At 71.1% G+C, this 22343-nt stretch carries 20 protein-coding genes and 1 riboswitch; of the genes, 16 read left to right on the top strand and 4 right to left on the bottom strand.

Annotated features, from left to right (window positions below):
- Positions 1 to 176 precede the first annotated feature (176 nt).
- On the bottom strand, positions 177 to 287 hold the full coding sequence (locus ACFVQ0_RS01370; RefSeq protein ID WP_390083388.1) for a putative leader peptide: 111 nt from the start codon (positions 285 to 287) through the stop codon (positions 177 to 179).
- A riboswitch (SAM riboswitch) is annotated at positions 281 to 427 on the bottom strand. Its footprint overlaps the gene before it by 7 nt.
- Before the next feature lie 556 nt (positions 428 to 983).
- Here ACFVQ0_RS01370 and ACFVQ0_RS01365 point away from each other — a divergent pair.
- The 8 genes from ACFVQ0_RS01365 (at position 984) to ACFVQ0_RS01330 (ending at position 9778) form a co-directional block, all read left to right on the top strand.
- The gene (locus tag ACFVQ0_RS01365; protein ID WP_390083386.1) at positions 984 to 1988 is read left to right on the top strand and encodes an amino acid ABC transporter permease; all 1005 of its coding nucleotides are present in this window, start codon (positions 984 to 986) and stop codon (positions 1986 to 1988) included.
- On the top strand, positions 1985 to 2836 hold the full coding sequence (locus ACFVQ0_RS01360) for an amino acid ABC transporter ATP-binding protein (protein ID WP_390083384.1): 852 nt from the start codon (positions 1985 to 1987) through the stop codon (positions 2834 to 2836). Before ACFVQ0_RS01365 ends, ACFVQ0_RS01360 begins: the two co-directional genes overlap by 4 nt.
- A 105-nt stretch (positions 2837 to 2941) precedes the next feature.
- Entirely contained in the window at positions 2942 to 3967 is a 1026-nt protein-coding gene (locus tag ACFVQ0_RS01355) for an ABC transporter substrate-binding protein (RefSeq protein ID WP_390083382.1), read from the top strand.
- A 76-nt stretch (positions 3968 to 4043) separates the two neighbouring features.
- Complete coding sequence (locus ACFVQ0_RS01350) at positions 4044 to 4769, top strand: GNAT family N-acetyltransferase (protein ID WP_390083380.1); 726 nt, start codon at positions 4044 to 4046, stop codon at positions 4767 to 4769.
- A gap of 150 nt (positions 4770 to 4919) precedes the next feature.
- Positions 4920 to 6134, top strand: a complete 1215-nt coding sequence (locus tag ACFVQ0_RS01345) for an LLM class flavin-dependent oxidoreductase (protein WP_390083379.1) — start codon at positions 4920 to 4922, stop codon at positions 6132 to 6134.
- Between the two features lie 19 nt (positions 6135 to 6153).
- Complete coding sequence (locus ACFVQ0_RS01340) at positions 6154 to 7527, top strand: NtaA/DmoA family FMN-dependent monooxygenase (RefSeq protein ID WP_390083378.1); 1374 nt, start codon at positions 6154 to 6156, stop codon at positions 7525 to 7527.
- Positions 7524 to 8639 carry an LLM class flavin-dependent oxidoreductase gene (locus ACFVQ0_RS01335; protein WP_390083376.1) on the top strand — a complete coding sequence of 372 codons (1116 nt, stop codon included), beginning with the start codon at positions 7524 to 7526 and terminating at the stop codon, positions 8637 to 8639. The genes ACFVQ0_RS01340 and ACFVQ0_RS01335 overlap by 4 nt, the downstream gene beginning before the upstream one ends.
- 14 nt (positions 8640 to 8653) lie before the next feature.
- Positions 8654 to 9778 (top strand): MsnO8 family LLM class oxidoreductase, encoded by a 1125-nt coding sequence (locus tag ACFVQ0_RS01330; protein WP_390083374.1) that lies wholly within the window; start codon positions 8654 to 8656, stop codon positions 9776 to 9778.
- Between the two features lie 23 nt (positions 9779 to 9801).
- Here the strand turns inward: ACFVQ0_RS01330 and ACFVQ0_RS01325 are convergent, their stop codons facing one another.
- Positions 9802 to 10716 (bottom strand): serine hydrolase, encoded by a 915-nt coding sequence (locus ACFVQ0_RS01325; RefSeq protein WP_390083372.1) that lies wholly within the window; start codon positions 10714 to 10716, stop codon positions 9802 to 9804.
- Positions 10713 to 11585, bottom strand: coding sequence for a LysR family transcriptional regulator (locus ACFVQ0_RS01320; protein ID WP_390083370.1), 873 nt, complete (start codon positions 11583 to 11585; stop codon positions 10713 to 10715). The genes ACFVQ0_RS01325 and ACFVQ0_RS01320 overlap by 4 nt, the downstream gene beginning before the upstream one ends.
- Before the next feature lie 132 nt (positions 11586 to 11717).
- Here ACFVQ0_RS01320 and bla point away from each other — a divergent pair, with 132 nt between their 5' ends.
- From bla to ACFVQ0_RS01280, 8 genes are all read left to right on the top strand, one after another.
- Entirely contained in the window at positions 11718 to 12656 is a 939-nt protein-coding gene (gene bla, locus ACFVQ0_RS01315; RefSeq protein ID WP_390083368.1) for a class A beta-lactamase, read from the top strand.
- Positions 12657 to 12727: 71 nt separating this feature from the next.
- Positions 12728 to 13603, top strand: coding sequence for a glycosyltransferase family 2 protein (locus ACFVQ0_RS01310; RefSeq protein ID WP_390083367.1), 876 nt, complete (start codon positions 12728 to 12730; stop codon positions 13601 to 13603).
- A 276-nt stretch (positions 13604 to 13879) separates the two neighbouring features.
- On the top strand, positions 13880 to 14641 hold the full coding sequence (locus ACFVQ0_RS01305; RefSeq protein ID WP_390083365.1) for a DeoR/GlpR family DNA-binding transcription regulator: 762 nt from the start codon (positions 13880 to 13882) through the stop codon (positions 14639 to 14641).
- Between the two features lie 113 nt (positions 14642 to 14754).
- On the top strand, positions 14755 to 16119 hold the full coding sequence (locus ACFVQ0_RS01300) for an ABC transporter substrate-binding protein (RefSeq protein WP_390085334.1): 1365 nt from the start codon (positions 14755 to 14757) through the stop codon (positions 16117 to 16119).
- Positions 16116 to 17099, top strand: coding sequence for a carbohydrate ABC transporter permease (locus ACFVQ0_RS01295; protein WP_390083363.1), 984 nt, complete (start codon positions 16116 to 16118; stop codon positions 17097 to 17099). Before ACFVQ0_RS01300 ends, ACFVQ0_RS01295 begins: the two co-directional genes overlap by 4 nt.
- On the top strand, positions 17096 to 17989 hold the full coding sequence (locus tag ACFVQ0_RS01290; RefSeq protein ID WP_390083361.1) for a carbohydrate ABC transporter permease: 894 nt from the start codon (positions 17096 to 17098) through the stop codon (positions 17987 to 17989). The genes ACFVQ0_RS01295 and ACFVQ0_RS01290 overlap by 4 nt, the downstream gene beginning before the upstream one ends.
- Positions 17986 to 18975, top strand: a complete 990-nt coding sequence (locus ACFVQ0_RS01285) for a zinc-dependent alcohol dehydrogenase family protein (RefSeq protein ID WP_390083359.1) — start codon at positions 17986 to 17988, stop codon at positions 18973 to 18975. Before ACFVQ0_RS01290 ends, ACFVQ0_RS01285 begins: the two co-directional genes overlap by 4 nt.
- A complete protein-coding gene (locus ACFVQ0_RS01280) occupies positions 18972 to 19916 on the top strand; it encodes a PfkB family carbohydrate kinase (RefSeq protein ID WP_390083357.1) in 945 nt (314 codons plus the stop codon). The genes ACFVQ0_RS01285 and ACFVQ0_RS01280 overlap by 4 nt, the downstream gene beginning before the upstream one ends.
- Here the strand turns inward: ACFVQ0_RS01280 and ACFVQ0_RS01275 are convergent.
- Positions 19894 to 22206, bottom strand: coding sequence for an FdhF/YdeP family oxidoreductase (locus ACFVQ0_RS01275; protein ID WP_390083355.1), 2313 nt, complete (start codon positions 22204 to 22206; stop codon positions 19894 to 19896). The genes ACFVQ0_RS01280 and ACFVQ0_RS01275 overlap by 23 nt on opposite strands.
- Positions 22207 to 22343 lie beyond the last annotated feature (137 nt).

Raw genomic sequence — 22343 nt, 5'->3', positions numbered from 1 at the left:
ATCCCTGTGGGAACGAGGAAGCCACCGCCGCCTTGTGGGCACCAGCGGCCGGATGGGGAACGGCTGCGCTCGCGCACCGGTCCGGATCACGACAGCGCGGACGTGCGCGCGTCATCGCACGGCTGACCCGACCGCGTCATCATGACAACGGGCCCGTGCGCCTCGGGTATTCCGGGCTAGTAGGCGCTGGAGACGCGCAGCAGATCGATGTGCAGGCGCCTCGTCAAGCCGTTCCTGGACAAATGCCACCCGTCCCGACTTCCGGGGCCCGCGAGACGCGGGACCACGCTTGCCCCGCCGCACCGGCGGGACCCGGTCGTCACCCGGGGCACCCCGTCGCGGTGGAAGGGTTGCCTGCCAGCGGGCCGGGGCCGATGGACCCCGTGAGCAGGACGGATCCCGTACGGGGGCGCTGACAATCGTGACCGTCCACGTCAGTTTCGGTGCGCCGGGTGACGCCGTCAAGGAGGTCACGGGGGCCATCTCGCCTGTTGGTCACCCGCGTTGACATTCCTGTCGGCCCATGCATAACTTGCGGCGCGGAACGGCTCCGGGCAGCGGCGATACGCCCCGGCTCGCCGGCCGGCGCCCCAGCACACCGCGGAGCGCCGCAGTTGAGGACCGGACGGTGTCCGGCAGGCGCGAGGCCCCGCGGGGCGGATCGGTGACGGTGAGAGCGATGCACGCAGCTGAGGGGATGGCTGCCTGGCGGTCCCGAGGCCGCGTCCTGCTCTGCGCGGACCGCTCCGTCGACCTCCAGCGTGTCAACAGCGCGCTGTGTACGGCCGCTTGTCGCGCCCGCTGTCAAGGCTGACGGCCCGCTGACTCCCTGACGTCCACCGCTGCCGCGGTGCGTCCTCTCCCCGCCCGGCCCCCTGCTCCGCGCCGCGCTGCCCGCGCCCCGCCCGCGTCGTTCCCGACGACTGGCGTGGCGAGGCGCTGCCGTCCGCGGTCCGGGCCGTCCGCATCCGCTGGAGCCCACCGTGAGTGAATCCCCCGGCGTCGCTGTGTCCCCAGGGGCAGCGCCGCCCGCCGGGGCGGCCCCCCGCCCCGGACCACCCGTCGTACCGAAGCCGCCGGTCCCGCAGCGGGTCCGCCCGCTCCTGCGGCCCGGCCGCTGGATCGTCACCGTCGTCGTGCTGGTGCTGGTCGCCCAGATCGTCCACGGCCTGGTGGCCAACCCCTTCTACCAGTGGGACCGGTTCCAGTACTGGTTCCTGCGGCCCACCATCCTCGAAGGCCTGCTCGTCACGCTCGAAGTCGCCCTGCTCAGCGCCGTTCTGGGGCTTCTCGGCGGTGTGCTGCTGGCCCTGGCCCGGCTCTCCCCGAGCCCGGTGCCGCGCGCGGTCAGCTGGATCTACACCTGGCTGTTCCGGTCGGTCCCGCTGATCGTGATCCTGCTGTTCCTCTACAACTTCAGCGCGCTCTACCGGACGCTCAGTGTGGGAGTGCCGTTCGGCCCGGCGTTCTTCAGCTTCGACGAATCACGCCTCGCCACCGACATGACCGTCGCCGTCGTCGGTCTCAGCCTGAACGAGGCGGCGTACGCCTCCGAAGTGGTGCGCGGCGGCATCCTCTCCGTCGACCAGGGCCAGCACGAGGCGGCAGCCGCCCTCGGCCTCCCGAAGCGGTACCGGTTCGCGACGATCGTCTTCCCGCAGGCGCTGCGCTCCATCACCCCGAACTACGTCAACCAGCTGATCGGCCTGATCAAGGGCACCTCGCTGGTCTTCTACGTCTCGCTGCTCGATCTGTTCGGCTCCGTACAGAGCATGGGCAGCACCTACCCCGGCGACATCGTGCCACTGCTGCTGGTCGCCACCGCCTGGTACCTGATCCTCACCAGCGTGGTGTCCGTCATCCAGTTCTACGTCGAGCGGTACTACTCGCGGGGCGCGCTGCGCACCCTGCCGCCCACGCCGCTCCAGAAACTGCGGACCGGCCTGGGCGATCTGCGGGCACGGGTCCGGAAGGAGACAGCGATATGAGCGCGGAGGCGACGACCGGCACAACGGAAGCGGCCGAGCCCACCGGGACACCGGGTCGGGCGGACGCCGTCACGGCGGCCCCGGCGCGCCCCGCCGCCGTCGAGGTGCACGACGTGCACAAGTGGTACGGCTCCCAGCGCGTCCTCGACGGTGTGGCGCTGACCGTCCGTCCCGGAGAGGTCACGGTCGTCCTCGGACCGTCCGGCTCGGGGAAGTCCACCCTCCTGCGGGTGATCAACCACCTGGAGAAGCCCGAGATCGGCCATGTCAGTGTGAACGGCGAGCTGATCGGCGTACGCAGGCACCGGGAGCGGCTCAAGGAGCTGAGCGAGCGCGCCATCCTGACGCAGCGCAGCCGGATCGGGTTCGTCTTCCAGAACTTCAACCTCTTCCCGCACCTCACCGTGCTGGACAACGTGGCGGCCGCCCCGGTCGCGACCGGGAAACTCACCAAGCCGGAGTCCCGGGAGCTGGCCCGCGACCTGCTCGACCGGGTGGGGCTCGGGGACCGGGCAGCCGCCTATCCGCGCCAGCTGTCCGGCGGGCAGCAGCAGCGCGTGGCCATCGCCCGAGCCCTCGCCCTGCGGCCCGGGGTCATCCTCTTCGACGAACCGACCTCCGCGCTCGACCCCGAACTCGTCGGCGAGGTACTGGCCGTGATCAAGGACCTGGCGGGCAGCGGCACGACCCTGCTGGTCGTCACGCACGAGATCGGCTTCGCCCGCGAGGTCGCCGACCGGGTGGTGTTCATGGACGGCGGCCGGATCGTCGAACAGGGCCCGCCCGAGCAGGTGCTGGACCACCCGATCCACGAGCGGACCAGGGACTTCCTGAGCAAGGTGCTCTGAGCCCGCCGACCGTCCCCCTCTCCTGCGTCACACGCGCCGGGCCGCGTCCGACGCGTCACCCCTCGTCTCCGTACACCCTCACCGCACCCGACAAGGACAGCCACCATGCGCACCCCCATCCTCCGCAGCAGACTCCGCCGAGGTGTCGCCGCCTCTGCCGCGTTCGCCTCGCTCGCCGCCGGTCTCGCCGCGTGCGGCGGTGACGGCGACGCCGCGACCAGGACCGGCAGCGCGCCGGCCGGAACGGTCACCGTCGGCGCGCTATCCAACGGCGCCGCCGAGCAGACCGAACTCAAGGTGGTGGAGGTGAAGTCGATCAGCGCCGAACTGCCCAGGTCGGTGGCCGATCGCGGCAAGCTGGTGATCGGCGTGGGCGCGCTGCCCGCCGGATTCCCGCCCCTCGCGTACGTGGGCGAGGACCAGAAGACCCTCACCGGCGCCGAACCCGATCTCGGCCGGCTGGTCGCTGCGGTCCTCGGGCTGGAGCCCGAACTGAAGAACTCGACCTGGGAGAACATGTTCGTCGGCATCGACAGCGGCAAGGTCGACGTGGCCCTGTCGAACGTCACCGACACGGAGGAGCGCAAGAAGAAGTACGAATTCGCCTCCTACCGCCAGGACAACCTCGCCTTCGAGGCGCTGAAGAAGAACACCTGGAACTTCGACGGCGACTACCGGAACCTGGCCGGGCGGACCGTCGCCGTCAGCGCCGGCACCAACCAGGAGCGCATCCTGCTGGAGTGGAAGGCGAAGCTGGCGAAGCAGGGCCGCAAGCTCGACGTGAAGTACTACCAGGACAACAACGCCACGGCCCTGGCACTCGCCAGCGGGAAGATCGACCTCTCCTTCGGGCCCAACCCCGGCATCGCCTACCACATCACGCAGACCGCGAAGACCCCCAACCCGACCCGTAACGCGGGCAAGTTCTCCGGCGCGGGCGCGACGCTCCAGGGACTGATCGCGGCAACGGCGAAGAAGGACAGCGGACTCGCGAAGCCGCTCGCCGACGCGATCAACCACCTGATCAAGAACGGCCAGTACGCGAAGTGGCTCGCCGCCTGGAACCTCTCCAACGAGGCAGTGCCGTCCTCCCTGGTCGACCCGCCCGGACTGCCGCTCGACAACTCCTGACCCGCACCCGAGCGCCGTTCCGGCCGGATCCGGACACCTCCCGCCCATGCCCCAGATACGGAGACCCCGCGTCACCATGTCCACCAGCGTTCATCACGCCCCGCCCCCGAGAGCGGTACCGCCGCACATCCTGGACAACGCGGCCTGGGCCGCGCTGACCGGTCCGCACGCCCACCTCGCCGAGCGGGTCGGCCGGGCCGCCCGCTACCCCACGGAAGTCTCACCGTTCAGCGCCCTGGAGGACCCCGAAGACCCGCGGGCCTGGGCCGATCTGGCCGCCCTGGTCGGACCCGGTGCCGTCACCCCGGTCTCCGGGGCGCGCACGGTGCCCGACGGCTGGACCGTCGAACGCGGCGGCGACGGCGTCCAGCTGGTCGACACCGCGCTGTACGCCGAACCCGCCCCCGAGGCGGAACAGCTGGGGCCCGCCGACGTGCCCGAGATCCTCGGCCTGATCGCCCTCACCGAGCCGGGCCCCTTCCTGCCCCGCACCATCGAACTGGGCGACTACCTGGGCATCCGGCACCGGGGCAGGCTGATCGCCCTCGCCGGAGAGCGCCTGCACCCGCCGGGCTGGACGGAGATCAGCGCCGTCTGCACCCATCCGGACCACCGCGGCCGGGGACTGGCCACCCGGCTGGTGCGCGCGGTCGCGGCGGGCATCAGGGAGCGCGGCGACACCCCCTTCCTCCACGCGGCAGCGAGCAACACCCAAGCGATCCGGCTCTACGAGTCGATCGGATTCACCCTGCGCCGCCGCACCCGGTTCCTGCTCGTCCGAGCCCCGGGGGAGCGGACGTGAGGCAGCCGCGTCCCGCGCCCCGCCGACATCGGTACGCCGACCTCCCGCACGTCGCCGGCCCACTCTGTCGCCGCTGACCTGTTGCTTTCGCGGCCGCCCCCGTACCGGGGCCGGCTCTCTCGTCCGGTCGATCAGGAAGGCACCGAACCCGTGTCCTCTGCACCCTCTTTCCCGCATCTCGCCGTGGCCCTGGACGGCGCGGGCTGGCACCCTGCCGCCTGGCGCGAACCCGTCGCCCGCCCCGGCGAACTCCTCACCGCCGCCTACTGGACCGATCTGGTCACAGAGGCCGAACGCGGACTGCTCGACTTCGTGACCATCGAGGACGCCCTCGGCCTCCAGTCCTCGTCCCGCACCGAGCCCGACGGGCGCACCGACCAGGTGCGCGGACGGCTGGACGCCGTCCTCATCGCGGCACGGGTCGCCCCGCTGACCCGGCACATCGGGGTCGTCCCGACGGTGGTCGCCACCCACACGGAGCCGTTCCACATATCCAAGGCCATCGCCACCCTCGACTACGTGAGCACCGGGCGCGCGGGCCTGCGCATCCAGGTCACGGCCCGAGCGCACGAGGCCGCGCACTTCGGCCGCCGGACCTTCCCGCCGTTCGGCGCCGACGACTACCGCACACCCGCCGGACGGGAACTGGTGCACAGCCTGTTCGACGAGGCCGCCGACTACGTCGAGGTCGTGCGACGGCTCTGGGACAGCTGGGAGGACGACGCCGAGATCCGGGACGTCGCCACCGGACGCTTCATCGACCGCGCGAAGCTGCACTACATCGACTTCGAGGGCACGCACTTCCGGGTCAAGGGCCCCTCGGTCACACCCCGGCCGCCCCAGGGCCAGCCGGTCGTCAGCGCCCTGGCGCACGCCACCGTCCCGTACCGGCTGCTGGGTCGCTCCGCCGACATCGGCTACGTCACCCCGCACGACGCCGGCGAGGCCCGTGCCGTCGTCGAGGAGATCCGCACCGAACAGGCGGCGGCCGGCCGCGCCGACGAGACCGTGCACATCTTCGGCGACCTGGTCGTCTTCCTGGACGACGACCCCGCCGCTGCCGCCGCCCGCCGGGACCGGCTGGACGAGCTCGCCGGCGAGCCGTACACCAGCGACGCCCCGGTCTTCACCGGAACGCCCGCCGGGCTCGCCGATCTGCTCCAGGACCTGGCGGCGGCCGGACTGACCGGGTTCCGGCTGCGCCCCGCCGTGGCCGGCCACGACCTTCCGGCGATCACCCGGGGGCTGGTCCCCGAGCTCCAGCGCCGTAACGCCTTCCGCCGGGAGTACGAGGCCGACACCCTGCGCGGACTGCTGGGGCTCACCCGCCCCGCCAACCGCTACGCCGCCACCGCGACCGCCTGAGCCGGAAGGACCCCCGACCATGAGCAAGCCCCTCAAGCAGATCCATCTCGCGGCCCACTTCCCCGGAGTCAACAACACCACCGTGTGGAGTGATCCGCAGGCCGGCAGCCACATCGAGTTCAGCTCCTTCACGCACTTCGCCCGGACCTCCGAGCGCGCCAAGTTCGACTTCCTCTTCCTCGCCGAAGGACTGCGGCTGCGCGAACAGGGTGGCGAGATCTACGACTTGGACGTCGTGGGGCGGCCCGACACCTTCACCGTCCTCGCCGCGCTCGCCGCCGTCACCGAACACCTCGGCCTGACGGGGACGATCAACTCGACCTTCAACGAGCCCTACGAGGTGGCCCGCCAGTTCGCCAGCCTCGACCACCTCTCGGGCGGACGCGCCGCCTGGAACGTGGTCACCTCCTGGGACGCCTTCACCGGTGAGAACTTCCGCCGGGGCGGATTCCTCCCGAAGGAGGAGCGCTACTCACGGGCCAAGGAGTTCCTGGCCACCACGAACGAACTCTTCGACTCCTGGCACGGGGACGAGATCGTGGCCGACCGGCAGACGGGCACGTTCCTGAGCGACGCGAAGGCCGGCGCCTTCGTGCACAAGGGGCAGCACTTCGACATCGGGGGACAGTTCAACGTGCCGCGCTCCCCGCAGGGCCGGCCGGTGATCTTCCAGGCGGGCGACTCGGAGGAGGGCCGTGACTTCGCCGCGTCGAGCGCGGACGCGATCTTCAGCCGGTACGCCACCCTCAAGGAGGGGCAGGCCTTCTACACCGACGTCAAGGACCGCCTCGCCCGGTACGGCCGCAGGCCCGACCAGCTGCTGATCCTCCCGGCGGCCACCTTCGTCCTCGGCGACACCGACGCCGAGGCGGAGGAGCAGGCCCGCGAGGTACGCCGCAGCCAGGTCAGCGGAGCCACCGCCATCAAGCACCTCGAATTCGTCTGGAACCGGGACCTGTCCGGCTACGACCCGGACGGCCCCCTCCCCGACATCGACCCCGACCCGGGCGAGCACACCATCGCCCGCGGCCGCGCCCAGGTACGCATGTACCGCGACCCGCTGGCCGTCGCCCGCGAGTGGCGGGAGCGCGCGGCCGCCAACAAGTGGTCCATCCGCGACCTGGTCATCGAGACCGGCAACCGCCAGGCCTTCGTCGGCTCCCCGGCCACCGTCGCGACCACGATCAACGACTTCGTCCAGACCGACGTCTCCGACGGCTTCATCCTCGCCCCGCACATCACTCCGGGCGGCCTCGACGAGTTCGCCGACCGGGTCGTCCCGCTGCTCCAGGAACGGGGCGTGTACCGGACGGAGTACGAGGGCACCACCCTGCGCGACCACCTCGGCCTCGACCACCCCGACGACGCCCGCGAGGGGCGGGAGGCATCATGAAGTTCCTCGCCATCACCCTGATCGTGCACGGCCCGCACCCCGTGACCGGCGTGCGCAAGCCGACCAGCGACCGCTTTCACGAGGTGCTCGACAACGCGCTCCTCGCGGAGGAACTGGGCTTCGACGGCTTCGGCGTGGGGGAGCGGCACGAGCGGCCCTTCATCTCCTCCTCACCCCCGGTCGTACTCAGCCACATCGCCGCCCTCACCTCCCGGATCCGGCTGTTCACGGCCGTCACCACGCTCAGCCTCCTCGACCCGGTGCGCGCCTACGAGGACTACGCGACGCTGGACCACCTCTCCGGCGGACGCCTCGAACTGATCATCGGCAAGGGCAACGGCGCCGCTCAGCGCGATCTCTTCCAGGTCACCCCCGAGGACCAGTGGGACCGCAACGCCGAGAGCTACGAGGTGTTCCGGCAGCTCTGGCGCCAGGACAAGGTCACCGCCGCCACCCGCTTCCGCCCGGAACTCAAGGACGCCGAGGTCTGGCCGCGTCCCCTCCAGCAGCCGGTCCGGGTCTGGCACGGCAGCGCGACCAGCAGGGAGTCGGTCGATCTCGCCGCCCGCTACGGCGATCCGCTCTTCTCCGCCAACGTCACCAACACCATCGAGCCCTACGCCGAGTTGATCCGCTACTACCGTGAGCGCTGGGTGCACCACGGCCACGATCCGGCGGACATCGCGGTGGGCGCGGGAACGGCCGGGGTCTACGCGGCCCGGACCTCACAGGAGGCGCTCGCCGCCTACCGGCCGGTGTTCGAGGGGAACCTCGCCTTCCAGAAACAGCTGGGCCTGGAACCGGTGTTCACCACCCTGGAGGACTTCGTCGAGCGCAGCTCGGCGCTGATCGGCAGCCCGCAGCAGATCATCGAGAAGGTGCACCGCTACCACGAGCGGTTCGGCCACACGGTCCTCCATCTGCACGCGGACTCGGGCGGCCTGACGGACACCCAGCACCGGGACTCGCTCGCGCTCTTCCAGTCGGACGTCGCACCCGTGCTGCGCCGGGAGATCCCCGATCCGCCGTTCGTCTGGGGGCCGGTCCTCGCCGAGCCCGAGCCCGGACCCGAGCCCGCACCCGAATCCGGGCCCGTTCCCGCCGACCACTGAGGAGTCCGTCCGTCATGTCCGACATTCCGCTCGGGGTTCTCGACCTGGTCCCGGTGTCCTCCGGTTCCTCCGCCTCCGAGGCGCTCCGCAACTCCATCGATCTGGCCCGGCGGGCCGAGGGCCTCGGGTACGCCCGCTACTGGTTCGCCGAGCACCACCTCAACCCGGGCGTGGCCGGTACGTCGCCCGCGGTCGTCCTGGCCCTGACGGCCTCCGCGACCACGTCGATCAGGCTCGGAGCGGGCGCCGTCCAGCTCGGCCACCGCACCGCCCTGTCCACGGTCGAGGAGTTCGGCCTGATCGACGCGCTGCATCCCGGCCGGCTCGACCTGGGCCTCGGCCGCTCCGGTGGACGCCCGTCCGACGGCGCCGCCCCGCGGCCGTCCGCGACCCCGGTGGTCGACGGGCGCACGCCCAACGGCCTCCGCGTCCCGCCCCGCTTCTCCTTCGAGCACCTGCTCGGCTCGCCCCGGATCGCGCTCCAGCGCAAGCTGCTCCAGCAGCCGCACGCCGAATCGCAGGACTACGGCGAGCAGATCGACGACATCCTGGCGCTGCTGGCGGGCACCTACCGTTCAGAGGACGGCATCGAGGCCCATGCCGTCCCGGGGGAGGGCGCAGAGGTGGAGCTGTGGATCCTGGGCAGCAGCGGCGGTCGGAGCGCCCAGGTGGCGGGCCGGTCCGGGCTGCGGTTCGCGGCCACCTACCACGTCAGCCCCGCCACCGTGCTGGAGGCGGCAGAGGGGTACCGCGCCGCGTTCCGGCCCTCCGATGTCCTCGCCGAGCCCTACGTCAGCGTGTCCGCCGACGTCGTGGTGGCGGAGGACGACGAGACCGCCCGCGAACTGGCCACCGGCTACGGTGCCTGGGTCCGCAGTATCCGTCTCGCCGAGGGTGCCATCGAGTTCCCGACGCCGGACGAGGCCCGGGCCCACATCTGGACGGACGCGGACCGTGCCCTGGTCCAGGACCGCCTCGACACCCAGTTCGTCGGCTCGCCCGACCGGGTCGCCGACCGGCTGGCGGAGCTCCAGGAGGCCACCGGCGCCGATGAGTTGCTGATCACCACGATCACCCACGGACACGCGGACCGGGTGCGCTCGTACGAGCTGCTGGCCGAGGAGTGGCGCAAGAGATGAGGGCCGGTGCGGGCGGTCGCCCGTCAGGTGTCCTGGTGCCCCCGTAGTTCCTCCACCGCGGCCCGCGCGGCGGCACCGATCACCGCGTCGGCGCGCGGCAGTCTGCTGTCGGCCCTGGCCGCCTGGGTGAACACCACCGCGGTGTAGGTGCTGCCGTCCGCGAGTTCGACGACGCCGGCTTCGTGCCGGAGCGAGCCGAAGGTGCCGGTCTTGCCGTAGACGGTGACGTCGTCGTAGGGAAAGCCGGAAGCGAGCCGGTGCGTCCACGGCTGCCTGCGCATGACCTCGCGCATGAACGCGCAGCCTTCGGCGGAAGCTGCGTCGTCCGTCCAGATCGCCCGCAGGAGCCGGGCCATGTCCGCCGGTGTGCCGGACGCCTTGAAGGCCGGGTCGTACACACCCGCCGGCACCACGGTGTCGTTGTCCGCCACATGGGCCAGGGCCGCGTCCAGGGAGGGCGCCCCCGTCTCCGCGACGAGCCTGCTGAACGTGGCGACGACACCGCCGTGGATACGGGTGTCCGGCATGCCCAGGTCGCGGCAGTAGGCGTCGACCGTATCGGCGCCGACCGCCCGCAGGACGGCGGCGGCCGCGGTGTTGTCGGAGACGGTCATCATCAGCGTCACCAGATCGCGCAGTGACATGGTGACGGGGTCGTGCAGGACGGAGATGCCGGTCGGACCGGGGACCCGGTCGGCCGGCTCAAGGGTCACCCGGTGGCGCGGGTCGATCCGCCCCGTGTCGGCGAGGCGGCAGAAGGCGGCCATCAGCGGCACCTTGTAGACCGAGCCCAGCGGCAGCTGTTCGCCGGGCTCGATGACCACGCGGGCCGAAGGGCGGTGCAGCTCCGCCACGTGCAGCCAGCCCCGGACGCCCGCGTCGTCGAACATCTCGCGGATGGCGCGCTCCACCCCACCGCCGTGCCGGGGCCGGCTCACGGTGCCACCTTCCGGGCCAGGGCGTCCTCCAGCAGCTGCGCCGTCCCGGCGGTCTCCCGCGCACCCGGGCGCCTCGGATCCCAGGCCACCCGCAGCCGCAGGGGGAGTGGCGGGTCCGTTGCCGTGCGACGCTCCACACCGGACGCCGTCAGCGCGTCGTCCGCCGTGACGAGCACCGCCTGACCCGCCGCCACGAGGGCGAGCCCGGCGCGCTCGTCGGACACCACCACGGTCTCCACCCGGCGGCCCCGGCTGGCCAGGGTGTCGATGAACAGGTCATGGGCCGCGGGCGCTTCGGCACGCGGGCGCACCGCGACGGGGAGCCGTGAGGGCGTCGTCCCACCGGTTCCGCGGACCCCGGCGGGGGACAGCACCCAGGTCGGCAGCAGGATCACCCGGCCCGCGGCGAGGCCGTGCAGCACGGACGGGTGCCGGATCACGGCGATGTCGACCCGTCCGGCCGCGACGTCACCGAGCAGCGCGGCCGTCGACGCCGTCACCATGCCGATCCTGGCGCGCTCGCCCGCCCGGACCGGCGCCGCCGCCACCTCCGCGGCCAGTGGTGCCGGTACCTCCGGGGCCAGCCCGATCCGCAGCCGCCGCCCGTCGGCCCGCTGACGGGCACCGGTCTCGCGGAGCTCCGCGAACGCGGCCAGCGCGCGGCGGGCGTGCGGAAGCAGCAGGGCACCCTCCTCCGTGAGGAACACCCCCCGCTCACGGTCGAACAGCCGGACCCCGAGCAGCGCCTCCAGCCTGCGCAGGCCCTGCGACAGCGGCGGCTGGGTCATGCCCACACGCTGGGCCGCGGCACCGAAGTGTTCCTCCTCCGCCAGGGCGACGAAGATTTCCAGATGCCGTTCGGTGAGCACTCCGTACCTCCTGGCGTGCGGTGATATGGCATGTGAATGAGATCAGTCCCGAGATGGTATTCGACATGGGGTGCGGTGGCGGATTTGAATCCGGGACAGACACGTCCCATCGGAACAGAAAGCCCGTATGCCATGCACACTCGAACTTCGCTGTCCCGCCGTGCCGTTCTTACCGGCCTCGCCGCCCTCCCGCTCGTCGGCTGCACGAGTGGCCCGGAGGCTTCACCGAAACCGTCCGGGACCGCTCCGTCGTCGGCCTCGCCATCGGCCCCGGCCGATCCCCGTACCGAGCGGGCGTTCCGCGAACTGGAGCGGAAGTTCGACGCCCGGCTCGGCGTCCACACGCTCGATACGGGCAGCGGCCGGACCGTCACCCACCGGCCCGATGAGCGATTCGCCTACGCCTCCACCTGCAAGGCGCTGCTCGTCGGCGCCGTACTGGACAAGAACTCGCTCCGGCAGATGGACCGGCTGGTGCGCTACGGCCGCGAGGATCTCGTCAGCGCCTCACCGGTCACCGAGCGGCACGTCGCCACCGGGATGACCCTGCGCGAGCTGTCCGACGCGGCCATCCGGTACAGCGACAACACCGCCGCCAACCTCCTCTTCCACGAGCTGGGTTCCCCCCGCGCCCTCCAGGACGCCCTCCGCGCGCTCGGTGACGACGTCACCCGCTGCGACCGCTACGAGACCGCGCTCAGCGACGCCACCCCCGGCGACCTCCGGGACACCAGCACCCCCCGCGCCCTCGCCACCGGGCTGCGCGCGTACGTGCTCGGCGACACCCTCCCCTCCGAAAAGCGGGCCGTACTGACCGACCTGCTCAGGCGCAACACCACCGGCGACCACACCATCCGCGCGGGTGTGCCGGACCACTGGCAGGTGGGCGACAAGACGGGCACGGGCGGCTACGGCACCCGGAACGACATCGCCGTCATCTGGCCCCCGGGCGCCGCCCCGATCACCCTGGCCGTCCTCTCCCGCCGCGACGCCAAGGACGCCGAACGCGACGACGCCCTCATCGCGGGCGCCGCGAAGGTCGCGCTCGACGCCATCGGGGCGCTCAAGTAACCGGGCCGTCCGTGGTCGGCCCGGTCCGGCGTTAGCATCGGCATCCTCACCGACCGCTGGAGCAGACCGATATGCCATTGCCACGCCTCGGAGTCGTCATCGTCACGATGGGCACTCGGCCCGTGGAACTGGCCGCGCTGCTCGCCTCGGTGGAGAAACAGGACGTGCCCGCGGCGAGAGTGGTCCTGGTCGGCAACGCGACGCCTCTCACCGACATCACGGCGGACGTGACCAGGATCCCGCTGGAGGAGAACCTCGGCTGCCCCGGTGGCCGCAACGTCGGGCTCAGGGCGCTGAGCGAGTCGGGAGAGGTGGACGTCGTCGTCGAACTCGACGACGACGGCCTGCTCATCGCCGCGGACGTGTTCCGCCGGATTCAGCGGCTCTTCGCGGACGACCCGGGGCTCGGCATCGTCGGGTTCCGGGTCGCCGACGAGTACGGGGTGACGGAGCGTCGCTGGGTGCCCCGGCTGCGCGCCGACGACCCGATGCGGGGCGGTCCCGTGACCGCCTTCCTCGGGGGCGGACACGCCTTCTCGATGCCGATGCTCGACGGGATCGGGCACTGGCCGGCGGAGTTCTTCTTCGGGCACGAGGAGTCCGACCTGGCCTGGCGCGCCCTCGACGCGGGCTGGACGATCCAGTACGAGCCCGAACTCGTTCTCCAGCACCCGAGGACGTCCCCGGCCCGGCACGCGACCCATTACCGCTTCACCGCCCGCAACCGGGTGTGGCTGGCCCGCCGGCGCCTCCCGGCCCCGCTCGTCCCCGTCTATCTCGGTGTCTGGATCTCCCTGGCCATGGCACGGATGCGCTCGGCCGCCGGTCTGCGGGCCTGGTGGGGCGGGTTCGCCGAGGGGCTGCGGACGCCGTGCGGTCCGCGCGAGCCGATGAAGTGGCGCACCGTGTGGCGCATGACCCGGCTGGGCCGCCCGCCGGTCCTCTGACCGTCCCGGAAACGGGCAGCGGCCCGGCGCCCCGGCGAGGGAGTGCCGACCGCCACGGGCGCCGTTCGGGCGCGCGTGCGGCCTCGATCGGGCAGGAGTCCGGGTGGCGGCAGCCGGTCCGTATGGCCTGACCAGCCGATACGGCCCCGGCGAAACGGGCACGAACGGGCACAGGCGAGGTGGTGAAGAGCCTGGTCGCCGTGGGTCCCTTGCTTGTACAAACGATTCATGAGCCCGAACGGGGCCCGAGTCGCAGCGAACGCAGGGAAGTGTGTCGTGGACACCGACGAGCGCCGACGAGAGATCCTCAAGATTGCCAGACGCGAAGGGTCTGTGGACGTCACCGCGCTGGCCGGCACGCTTCAGGTGGCCAAGGAGACCGTCCGGCGGGATCTGCACATCCTGGAGGAACACGGCCTGGTACGCCGCACCCACGGCGGCGCCTACCCGGTGGAGAGCGCGGGCTTCGAGACGACGCTGGCCGCCCGCACCAGCCGGCTCGTTCCCCAGAAGTCCAGGATCGCGGCGGCCGCGGCCGATCTGCTCGGAGACGCGGAGACGGTCTTCGTCGACGAGGGCTACACCCCCATGCTCGTCGCCGAGGCACTGCCGAGGGACCGGCCCCTGACCGTGGTCACCGCGTCCCTCGCCGTGGCGACCGCCCTCGCGGACGCGGAGAAGACCACGGTGCTGCTCCTCGGCGGCCGGCTGCGCGGTTCCACGATGGCCACCGTCGACCACTGGACGACCCGGATGCTCGCCGGATTCGTGATCGACCTGGCGTACGTCGGGGCGAACGGGATCTCCCGCGAGTACGGGCTGACCACGCCCGATCCGGCCGTGAGCGAGGTGAAGGCCCAGGCCATGCGCAGCAGCCGGCGCCGGGTCTTCGCCGGAATCCACACCAAGTTCGGCGCCGTCAGCTTCTGCCGTTTCGCCGAGGTCGGTGACTTCGAGTCCATCGTCACCGATACGGGTCTGGCCTCCGCGGAGGCGCAGCGCTACTCGCGGCTGGGCCCCCAGGTCGTCCGCGCCTGACCGCACCCCCGGCACAGCCCGACCGCTCCGCCCCGCGCCCGTCAGCCGGGCTGGCTGACATGTCCCTTGCAAGTTGAAGCAGTCCCTCGATGACGAGTGATCAGGAGAACCACATGCTCCACCTTCAGCAACATCGCAGCAGGCTGAGCGTGCGTCTGGGTACCGGCGCCGCCCTCACGGCGCTGCTCGCCGGGTGCAGCGGCGCGGGCGGCGGCAGCTCGTCCGGTGACAGCGAGTCGATCAACGTACTCATGGTGAACAACCCGCAGATGGTCCAGTTGCAGAAGCTCACCGCGGCCAACTTCACGAAGGAGACCGGCATCGAGGTCCACTTCACGGTGCTGCCCGAGAACGACGTACGCGACAAGATCACTCAGGACTTCTCCAACCAGGCGGGCCAGTACGACGTCGCCACCATCAGCAACTTCGAGGTGCCGTTCTACGCGAAGAACGGCTGGCTGCACCCCCTGGACTCGTACGCCTCCAAGGACAAGGCCTTCGACCAGGGCGACATCCTCAAGCCGCTCCGGGACTCCCTCACCGCGGAGGACGGCAAGCTCTACGCGGAGCCGTTCTACGGCGAGTCGTCCTTCCTCATGTACCGCAAGGACGTCTTCGCGGAGAAGAACCTGAAGATGCCCGCCAAGCCCACCTGGCAGCAGGTCGCGGACCTGGCGGCCAAGGCGGACGGCGCCAGGAGCGGCATGAAGGGCATCTGCCTGCGCGGCCTGCCGGGCTGGGGCGAGGTCATCGCCCCGCTCACCACCGTGGTCAACACCATGGGCGGTACCTGGTTCGACAAGGACTGGAACGCGAAGCTCGACACACCCGAGTTCAAGAAGGCCGTCGAGTTCTACGTCGACCTGGTGAAGAAGCACGGCGAGGCGGGCGCCCCCCAGTCCGGCTACGCCGAGTGCCTCAACAACATGACGCAGGGCAAGACGGCCATGTGGTACGACGCCACCGCGGGCGCCGGATCACTGGAGGCCTCCGGCTCCCCGGTCAGGGGCAAGGTCGGATACGTGGCCGCGCCCGTCGAGAAGACCGACACCTCCGGCTGGCTCTACACCTGGGCCTGGGGCATGCAGAAGGCCTCCAAGAAGACCGACAGCGCCTGGAAGTTCATCTCCTGGGCCTCCGGAAAGGGGTACGAGAACCTCGTCGGCGAGAAGGTCGGCTGGCCCGACGTCCCCGCCGGCAAGCGCGCCTCCACCTACTCCAACCAGGACTACCTGAAGGACGCCGCGGCGTTCGCGAGCGTCACCCGGCAGGCCATCGCCGGCGCGAACCCCCGCGACCCCGGCACCCAGCCGAGGCCGACCGTAGGCATCCAGTTCGTCGACATCCCCGAATTCACCGACCTCGGCACCAAGGTCTCGCAGGAGATCAGCGCCGCCATCGCCGGCCGCCAGTCGGTCTCCGACGCGCTCAAGACCTCGCAGACACTCGCCGAAAAGGTCGGCAAGGAGCAGCGGTGAGTGCCCCCGTATCCACCCCGGACGTCTCGCCGCCCGGCGCGCAGGATGACGCCGCCCCGCCCCGCAGGACCGCGAAGGCCCCCGGCCGGGCGCGCGTCTGGGCCAATCGCGCCCCCCTGCTCCCTGCCCTGGTGTTCCTGATCGCCGTGACCCAACTGCCCTTCGTGGCAACCGTGGTGGTCTCGTTCTTCGACTGGAACTCCCTCTCGCCCGACCAGCGAAGCTTCAGCGCGTTCGCCAACTACAAAGAGGTGTTCAGCGACCCGAGCCTGCGCGACTCGGTGGTCACCACCGTCCTGCTCACGGCGAGTGTCGTGATCGTCAGCGTCGTGCTCGGACTCCTGCTCGCCCTGCTGCTCGACCGCAGGTTCGTCGGGCGGGGATTCGTCCGTACCCTGCTGATCACGCCCTTCCTGCTGGTGCCCGTCTCGGCGGCGCTGATGTGGAAACACGTCCTGTACAACCCGGAGTACGGACTGCTGAACGGGGCCTGGGCCTGGTTCACCGGACTGTTCGGCGCCGACAGCCCCGGACAGCCCGACTGGATCTCCGACATGCCGCTGGCCGCGGTCGCCACCGCCCTCATCTGGCAGTGGACCCCGTTCATGATGCTCATCCTGCTCGCCGGGCTGCAGAGCCGGTCCGCCGAACAGATGGAGGCCGCCCGGCTGGACGGCGCGAGCAGCTGGCAGATGTTCTGCTTCCTGACCCTGCCGCACCTGCGCCGCTACCTGGAACTCGGCGTACTGCTCGGCTCCATCTACATCGTGCAGAACTTCGACGCCGTGTTCACCATCACCGCCGGCGGACTCGGCACGGCCAACCTCCCCTACACGATCTATCAGACCTTCTACCAAGCCCATGAATACGGACTGGCGTCCGCCGCGGGCGTGGTCGTGGTGATCGGCACCATCGTCGTCGCCACCTTCGCCCTGCGCGTGGTCTCGTCCCTCTTCAGCGAGGAGGCGAACCGGACATGAGCAGCACCCTGACCGCCGCGCCCACCGCCCGGCCGGGCCGCACGGAGCACGCGCGCACGACGCGCCGGGGCAGACGGCGCTCCACCGCCCTCGGCGTGGTCGCCTGGATCGTCGGCATCGTCTTCTGCGCACCCGCGCTCTGGATGCTGCTCACCTCCTTCCACTCGGAGGCCGACGCCGCGACCAACCCGCCGTCGCTCGGCGCCCCCCTCACCCTCGACGGCTACCGGGTGTTCTTCGGCGCAGGCGGCGGGGCGAGTCCCTGGCCGCCGCTGATCAACTCCGTGACCGCATCGGTCTTCTCCACGCTCTTCGTGCTCGTACTCGCGCTCCCCGCCGCGTACGCGCTCTCCATCAAGCGAGTGGAGAAGTGGACGGACGTGATGTTCTTCTTCCTGTCCACGAAGATGCTGCCGGTCGTCGCGGGGCTGCTGCCGGTCTATCTGTTCGCCAAGAACACCGGCATGCTGGACAACATCTGGTTCCTCGTCATCCTCTACACGTCGATGAACCTGCCGATCGCGGTATGGATGATGCAGTCCTTCCTGGCGGACGTGCCGGTCTCCATCATCGAGGCCGCCCAGGTCGACGGAGCACGGCTGCCGACCGTGCTGACCAGGGTGGTGGCGCCGGTCGCCGCACCCGGAATCGCGGCCACCTCCCTCATCTGCTTCATCTTCAGCTGGAACGAGCTGCTCTTCGCCCGGGTGCTCACCGGCGTGACGGCGCAGACGGCACCGGTCTTCCTGACGAGCCTCGTCACCAGCCAGGGGCTCTTCCTCGCCCAGCTGTGCGCCGCCTCCGTCGTCGTGTCCCTGCCGGTGCTCGCCGCCGGTTTCGCCGCCCAGGACAAGCTCGTCCAGGGCCTTTCCCTTGGAGCTGTCAAATGAGGGCTGCGATCATCGAGTCCATCGGCAAGGTGTCGGTCGAGACCGTCCCCGACCCGACCCCCGGCCCCCGGGACGTCGTCGTCGCCGTCCGGGCCTGCGGGCTCTGCGGCACCGATCTGCACATTCTCCAGGGCGAGTTCGCCCCGGCGCTGCCGATCATCCCCGGCCACGAGTTCGCCGGCGAGATCGTCGAGACCGGCTCGGAGGTGACCGAACTGGCCGTCGGGGACAAGGTCGCCGTCGATCCGTCTCTGCACTGCCACGAGTGCCACTACTGCCGCGCCGGGCGCGGGAACCTCTGCGACAACTGGAACGCGATCGGGGTCAGCAAGCCCGGCGGGGCCGCAGAGTTCGCGGTCGCCCCGGTGGCGAACTGCGTGAAGCTCCCCGATCACGTCGACGTGGCCACCGCGGCGCTGATCGAACCGCTCTCCTGCGCCGTACGCGGCTACGACGTGCTCAGCTCCACGCTGGGAGCAGAGGTGCTCATCTACGGCTCCGGCACCATGGGACTGATGATGCTGGAGCTCGCCAAACGCACCGGCGCCGCCTCCGTCGACATCCTGGACGTCAACCCGGACCGGCTCACCACCGCCGTCAAGCTCGGCGTCTCGCGCTCCGCCGCCTCCGCGGACGAGCTGGAGACGGTACGGGGCTGGGATGTCGTGGTCGACGCCACCGGGAACGCCGGCGCCATCCAGGACGGCCTCGGCCGGGTCGCCAAGGGCGGCACGTTCCTCCAGTTCGGCGTCGCGGACTACGCGACCCAAGCCGTCATCGAGCCGTACCGGATCTACAACCAGGAGATCACCATCACCGGCTCGATGGCCGTGCTGCACAGCTACGAGCGCGCCGCCGCGCTGTTCGCCGGGGGAGTCATCGACCCGGCGGTCTTCATCAGCGACCGGCTGCCGCTGGAGCAGTACCCCGACGCCCTGGAGCGGTTCAAGGCGGGCCAGGGCCGCAAGATCGTGGTGGAGCCGTGACCGGTGGTCCCGACGCCGTCCTGGTGCTGGGCGAGGCCCTCATCGACCTGGTGCCGTCCTCGGACGATCCGGGGGCGCACCGGGCCCAGCCCGGCGGCGCACCCGCCAACGTCGCCGCCGGGCTGGCCCGGCTGGGCACCCCCAGCTGGTTCGCCGGAGGGCTCGGCGGCGACGGATTCGCCCGCCTGATCGAGGAGCGGCTGGTCTCCGCCGGTACCCGGCTCGACCTGTGCGCCCGCTCGGAGCTGCCCACCGCACTGGCCGTGGCGGACCCGGGCCCCGACTCCACCGGCTACCACTTCCACCTGCACGACACCGCCACCTTCCGGCTGCCGGACCGTACGGGCGAAGTGGCCCGGTTCGGCGCCGTGTACGCGGGTGGGCTCGCCGCGGTCGTCGCGCCCGCCGCCGCCGTGGTGGCCGCGACCGCGCGCGCCGGGGCCGAACACTCCGTCCTGGTGGTCGACCCGAACGTGCGCGAGGACCGGACGCTCGACCACGCGTCCGCCCAGCGCCGGCTGCGGGAGCTGTGCGGACGCGCCCGGATCCTCAAGGTGAGCGACGAGGACGTGACCGCGCTCTGGCCGGGCGCGGCCCCGGAGGAGACCTGCGAACGGCTGGCCGGGGAGAACCGGCTGGTGGTCCTCACCCGGGGTGCGGCGGGCAGCACGGCGTTCACCCCGGACCTGGAGCGGGTGTCGGTACCCGCGGAGCGGGTCGAGGTGGTCAACACGATCGGCGCGGGTGACGCGTTCATGGCCGGGATGCTCAACTGGCTCGGCGGTGCCGGGGCGTTCCGCGACGGCGGCGCCGTACGGCTGTCGAGCGACAGGGCCGCGCGGATGCTGACGTCCGCCTCACGGGTGGCGGCCTCCGTGGTCGCGCGGTCCGGGACGGAGCCGGCGCCCACGGCCTCGCTCAGGCCGCCGGTTCGATGGTGACCTTGACGTGTTTCATGATCGGCTGGTCGCTCTGGGTGCTGTAGTCGCTCAGCGCGCAGAGCACGTTCATCTCGGGCATGTAACCGGCCGCGCAGCCACGTGGGATGTCGTAGGGGATGGCGAGGTAGCCGTCGAGGGACCGACTGCTGCCGTCCCTGGCGGTGCTGGTGATGTCCACCGGGCCCATGTCGGCGATTCCGCGTTCGCGCATGTCGGCCCGGTTCATGAAGACCAGTGTGCGCAGGTTCTTGACGCCGCGGTAGCGGTCGTTGTCGGAGTAGATCGTGGTGTTCCACTGGTCGTGGGACCGCATCGTGCCGAGCGCGAGGGTGCCGGGGGCGGGGATGACGTCGGGCAGGGCGGCGGCGGAGAACTCGGCGCGTCCGGACGGCGTCAGGAAGACCAGTTCGCGGGCGGGCTGCATGATGCGGAAGCCGAGAGGCAGCCGCACCCGGCGGTTGAAGTCCTCGAAGCCTTCGAGCGCCTCGGCCATGGTGTCCCGGATGCGGTCGTAGTCCTCGATGTACCACTCCCAGGGCGTGGCGCTGTCGGGGAGGGCCGCGCGCGCCATGCCGGCGACGATGGCCGGTTCGGAGAGCAGATGCGGTGAGGCGGGGCGCTTCATGCCGACCGACAGGTGGACCATGCTCATCGAGTCCTCGACGGACGTGCTCTGGACGCCCTTGCGCTGGTGGTCCTTCTCGGTGCGGCCCAGGCACGGGAGGATGAGGGCTCGCCGGCCGTGGACGACGTGGCTGCGGTTCAGCTTGGTGCTCACCTGCACGGTCAGCTCGCAGGAGCGCAGGGCCGCGAAGGTGTAGGGGGTGTCCGGTGCGGCGAGGGCGAAGTTGCCGCCCATCGCGACGAACACCTTCACGTCACCGCTGTGCATCGCCGGGATGGTGCGGACGGTGTCCAGGCCGTGCGCACGGGGCGGCTCGATGCCGCAGGCCGCGGCGAGGCGGTCGAGGAACGCGTCGGTGGGGCGGTGATCGATCCCGCAGGTGCGATTGCCCTGGACATTGCTGTGCCCCCGCACGGGGGAGGGACCGGCGCCCTCACGCCCCAGATTGCCGCGCAGCAGAAGGAGGTTGACGATCTCCCGGACGGTGTCGACACCGTGTTCGTGCTGGGTCAGCCCGAGACACCAGCTGATGATGGAGCGGTCGGCCTCGCTGTACACGCGCGCGGCCTTCAGGATGTCGGCGCGGCCCAGCCCGGACTGGTCCTCGATCTCGCTCCACGGCGTGGCCTCGCACACGGCGCGGTAGTCCTCGAAGCCGGTGGTGTGGCGGTCGATGAACACGCGGTCCAGCGCCTTGGGGTCGGACGCGGACTGCTCCAGGACCGCCTTCGCCATGCCGCGCAGGAGAGCCATGTCGCCGCCGATGCGGGGCTGCAGGTTCAGGGTGCTGGTCCGGGTCGACTTGAAGAGGGCCATGTCCGTGAAGTCGTGGGGCACGATGGTGCGGGTGGCGGCGGCCTCGACCATCGGGTTGACGTGCACGATCCGGGCCCCGCGCCGGTAGGCCTCGGCCAGTGCGGTGAGCATCCTGGGCGCGTTGGAAGCGGCGTTGACCCCCAGGATGAACAGCGCGTCGGCACTCTCCCAGTCCTGGAGGTCGACGGTCCCCTTGCCCGTGCCGAGCGAGGCGTGCAGAGCCCGTCCGCTGGCTTCGTGACACATGTTGGAGCAGTCCGGCAGGTTGTTCGTGCCCAGTTCACGGGCCATGAGCTGGTAGAGGAAAGTCGCCTCGTTGCCGAGGCGTCCTGAGGTGTAGAACGAGGCCTGGTCGGGGTCGTCCAGCCCGCGCAGGGCACTGCCGACAACCTCGAACGCGTCCTTCCAGCTGATCGGGACGTAGTGGTCCGTCCCCGGGTCGTAGACCATCGGCTCGGTGAGCCGGCCCTGGTTCTCCAGGTCGTAGTCGCTCCACTCGCTGAGCTCGGTCACCGAATGGGCGGCGAAGAACTCGCGCCCGACCCGCTTGCGGGTCATTTCCCAGGTGACGTGCTTGATGCCGTTCTCGCAGATGTCCAGATGCAGGCCCTTGGTGTCGTCGGGCCAGGCGCACCCGGGGCAGTCGAACCCGCCGTCCTCATGGTTCATCCGCTTGATCGCGCGCGGGCCGTCCACGAGCGCCCCCTCGCGCACCAGCAACTGGCTCACGCTCTTCGCCGCACCCCAGCCGGCGGCGGGGTGGCGGTAGGGGCGGAACTCCGGAGCCGCGTCGGGGGCGGGACCCGTTTCGGGCTCCAGGCGTTCCGGATCGTCACGGTGGGGGCTCATGACCGTTGGCCTTCCGCCATTCGGGCAAAGGGGCGCAGAACACTACTACTGGGCAAACTAGGTGGCCCGGTAAGGGCGCGCCACTCGGCGTCCAGGACGGTCGCGGCATTCACGAGGACCGGAACACCACGCCCCCG

It is taken from the genome of Streptomyces sp. NPDC057900 (assembly GCF_042887885.1).
Lineage (GTDB): Bacteria > Actinomycetota > Actinomycetes > Streptomycetales > Streptomycetaceae > Streptomyces.
The sequence above is the reverse complement of the archived record's forward strand: the minus strand, read 5'-3'. Positions and strand labels throughout refer to the sequence as shown.

Excerpts from the sequence above, each read along its gene's own strand:
- ACFVQ0_RS01335 (WP_390083376.1), top strand. The coding sequence starts at position 7,524 with ATGAAGTTCCTCGCCATCACCCTGATCGTGCACGGCCCGCACCCCGTG.
- ACFVQ0_RS01300 (WP_390085334.1), top strand. The coding sequence starts at position 14,755 with ATGCTCCACCTTCAGCAACATCGCAGCAGGCTGAGCGTGCGTCTGGGT.
- ACFVQ0_RS01310 (WP_390083367.1), top strand. The coding sequence starts at position 12,728 with ATGCCATTGCCACGCCTCGGAGTCGTCATCGTCACGATGGGCACTCGG.
- ACFVQ0_RS01290 (WP_390083361.1), top strand. The coding sequence starts at position 17,096 with ATGAGCAGCACCCTGACCGCCGCGCCCACCGCCCGGCCGGGCCGCACG.
- ACFVQ0_RS01275 (WP_390083355.1), bottom strand. The coding sequence starts at position 22,206 with ATGAGCCCCCACCGTGACGATCCGGAACGCCTGGAGCCCGAAACGGGT.
- ACFVQ0_RS01355 (WP_390083382.1), top strand. The coding sequence starts at position 2,942 with ATGCGCACCCCCATCCTCCGCAGCAGACTCCGCCGAGGTGTCGCCGCC.
- ACFVQ0_RS01340 (WP_390083378.1), top strand. The coding sequence starts at position 6,154 with ATGAGCAAGCCCCTCAAGCAGATCCATCTCGCGGCCCACTTCCCCGGA.
- ACFVQ0_RS01350 (WP_390083380.1), top strand. The coding sequence starts at position 4,044 with ATGTCCACCAGCGTTCATCACGCCCCGCCCCCGAGAGCGGTACCGCCG.
- ACFVQ0_RS01360 (WP_390083384.1), top strand. The coding sequence starts at position 1,985 with ATGAGCGCGGAGGCGACGACCGGCACAACGGAAGCGGCCGAGCCCACC.
- ACFVQ0_RS01330 (WP_390083374.1), top strand. The coding sequence starts at position 8,654 with ATGTCCGACATTCCGCTCGGGGTTCTCGACCTGGTCCCGGTGTCCTCC.
- ACFVQ0_RS01285 (WP_390083359.1), top strand. The coding sequence starts at position 17,986 with ATGAGGGCTGCGATCATCGAGTCCATCGGCAAGGTGTCGGTCGAGACC.
- bla (WP_390083368.1), top strand. The coding sequence starts at position 11,718 with ATGCACACTCGAACTTCGCTGTCCCGCCGTGCCGTTCTTACCGGCCTC.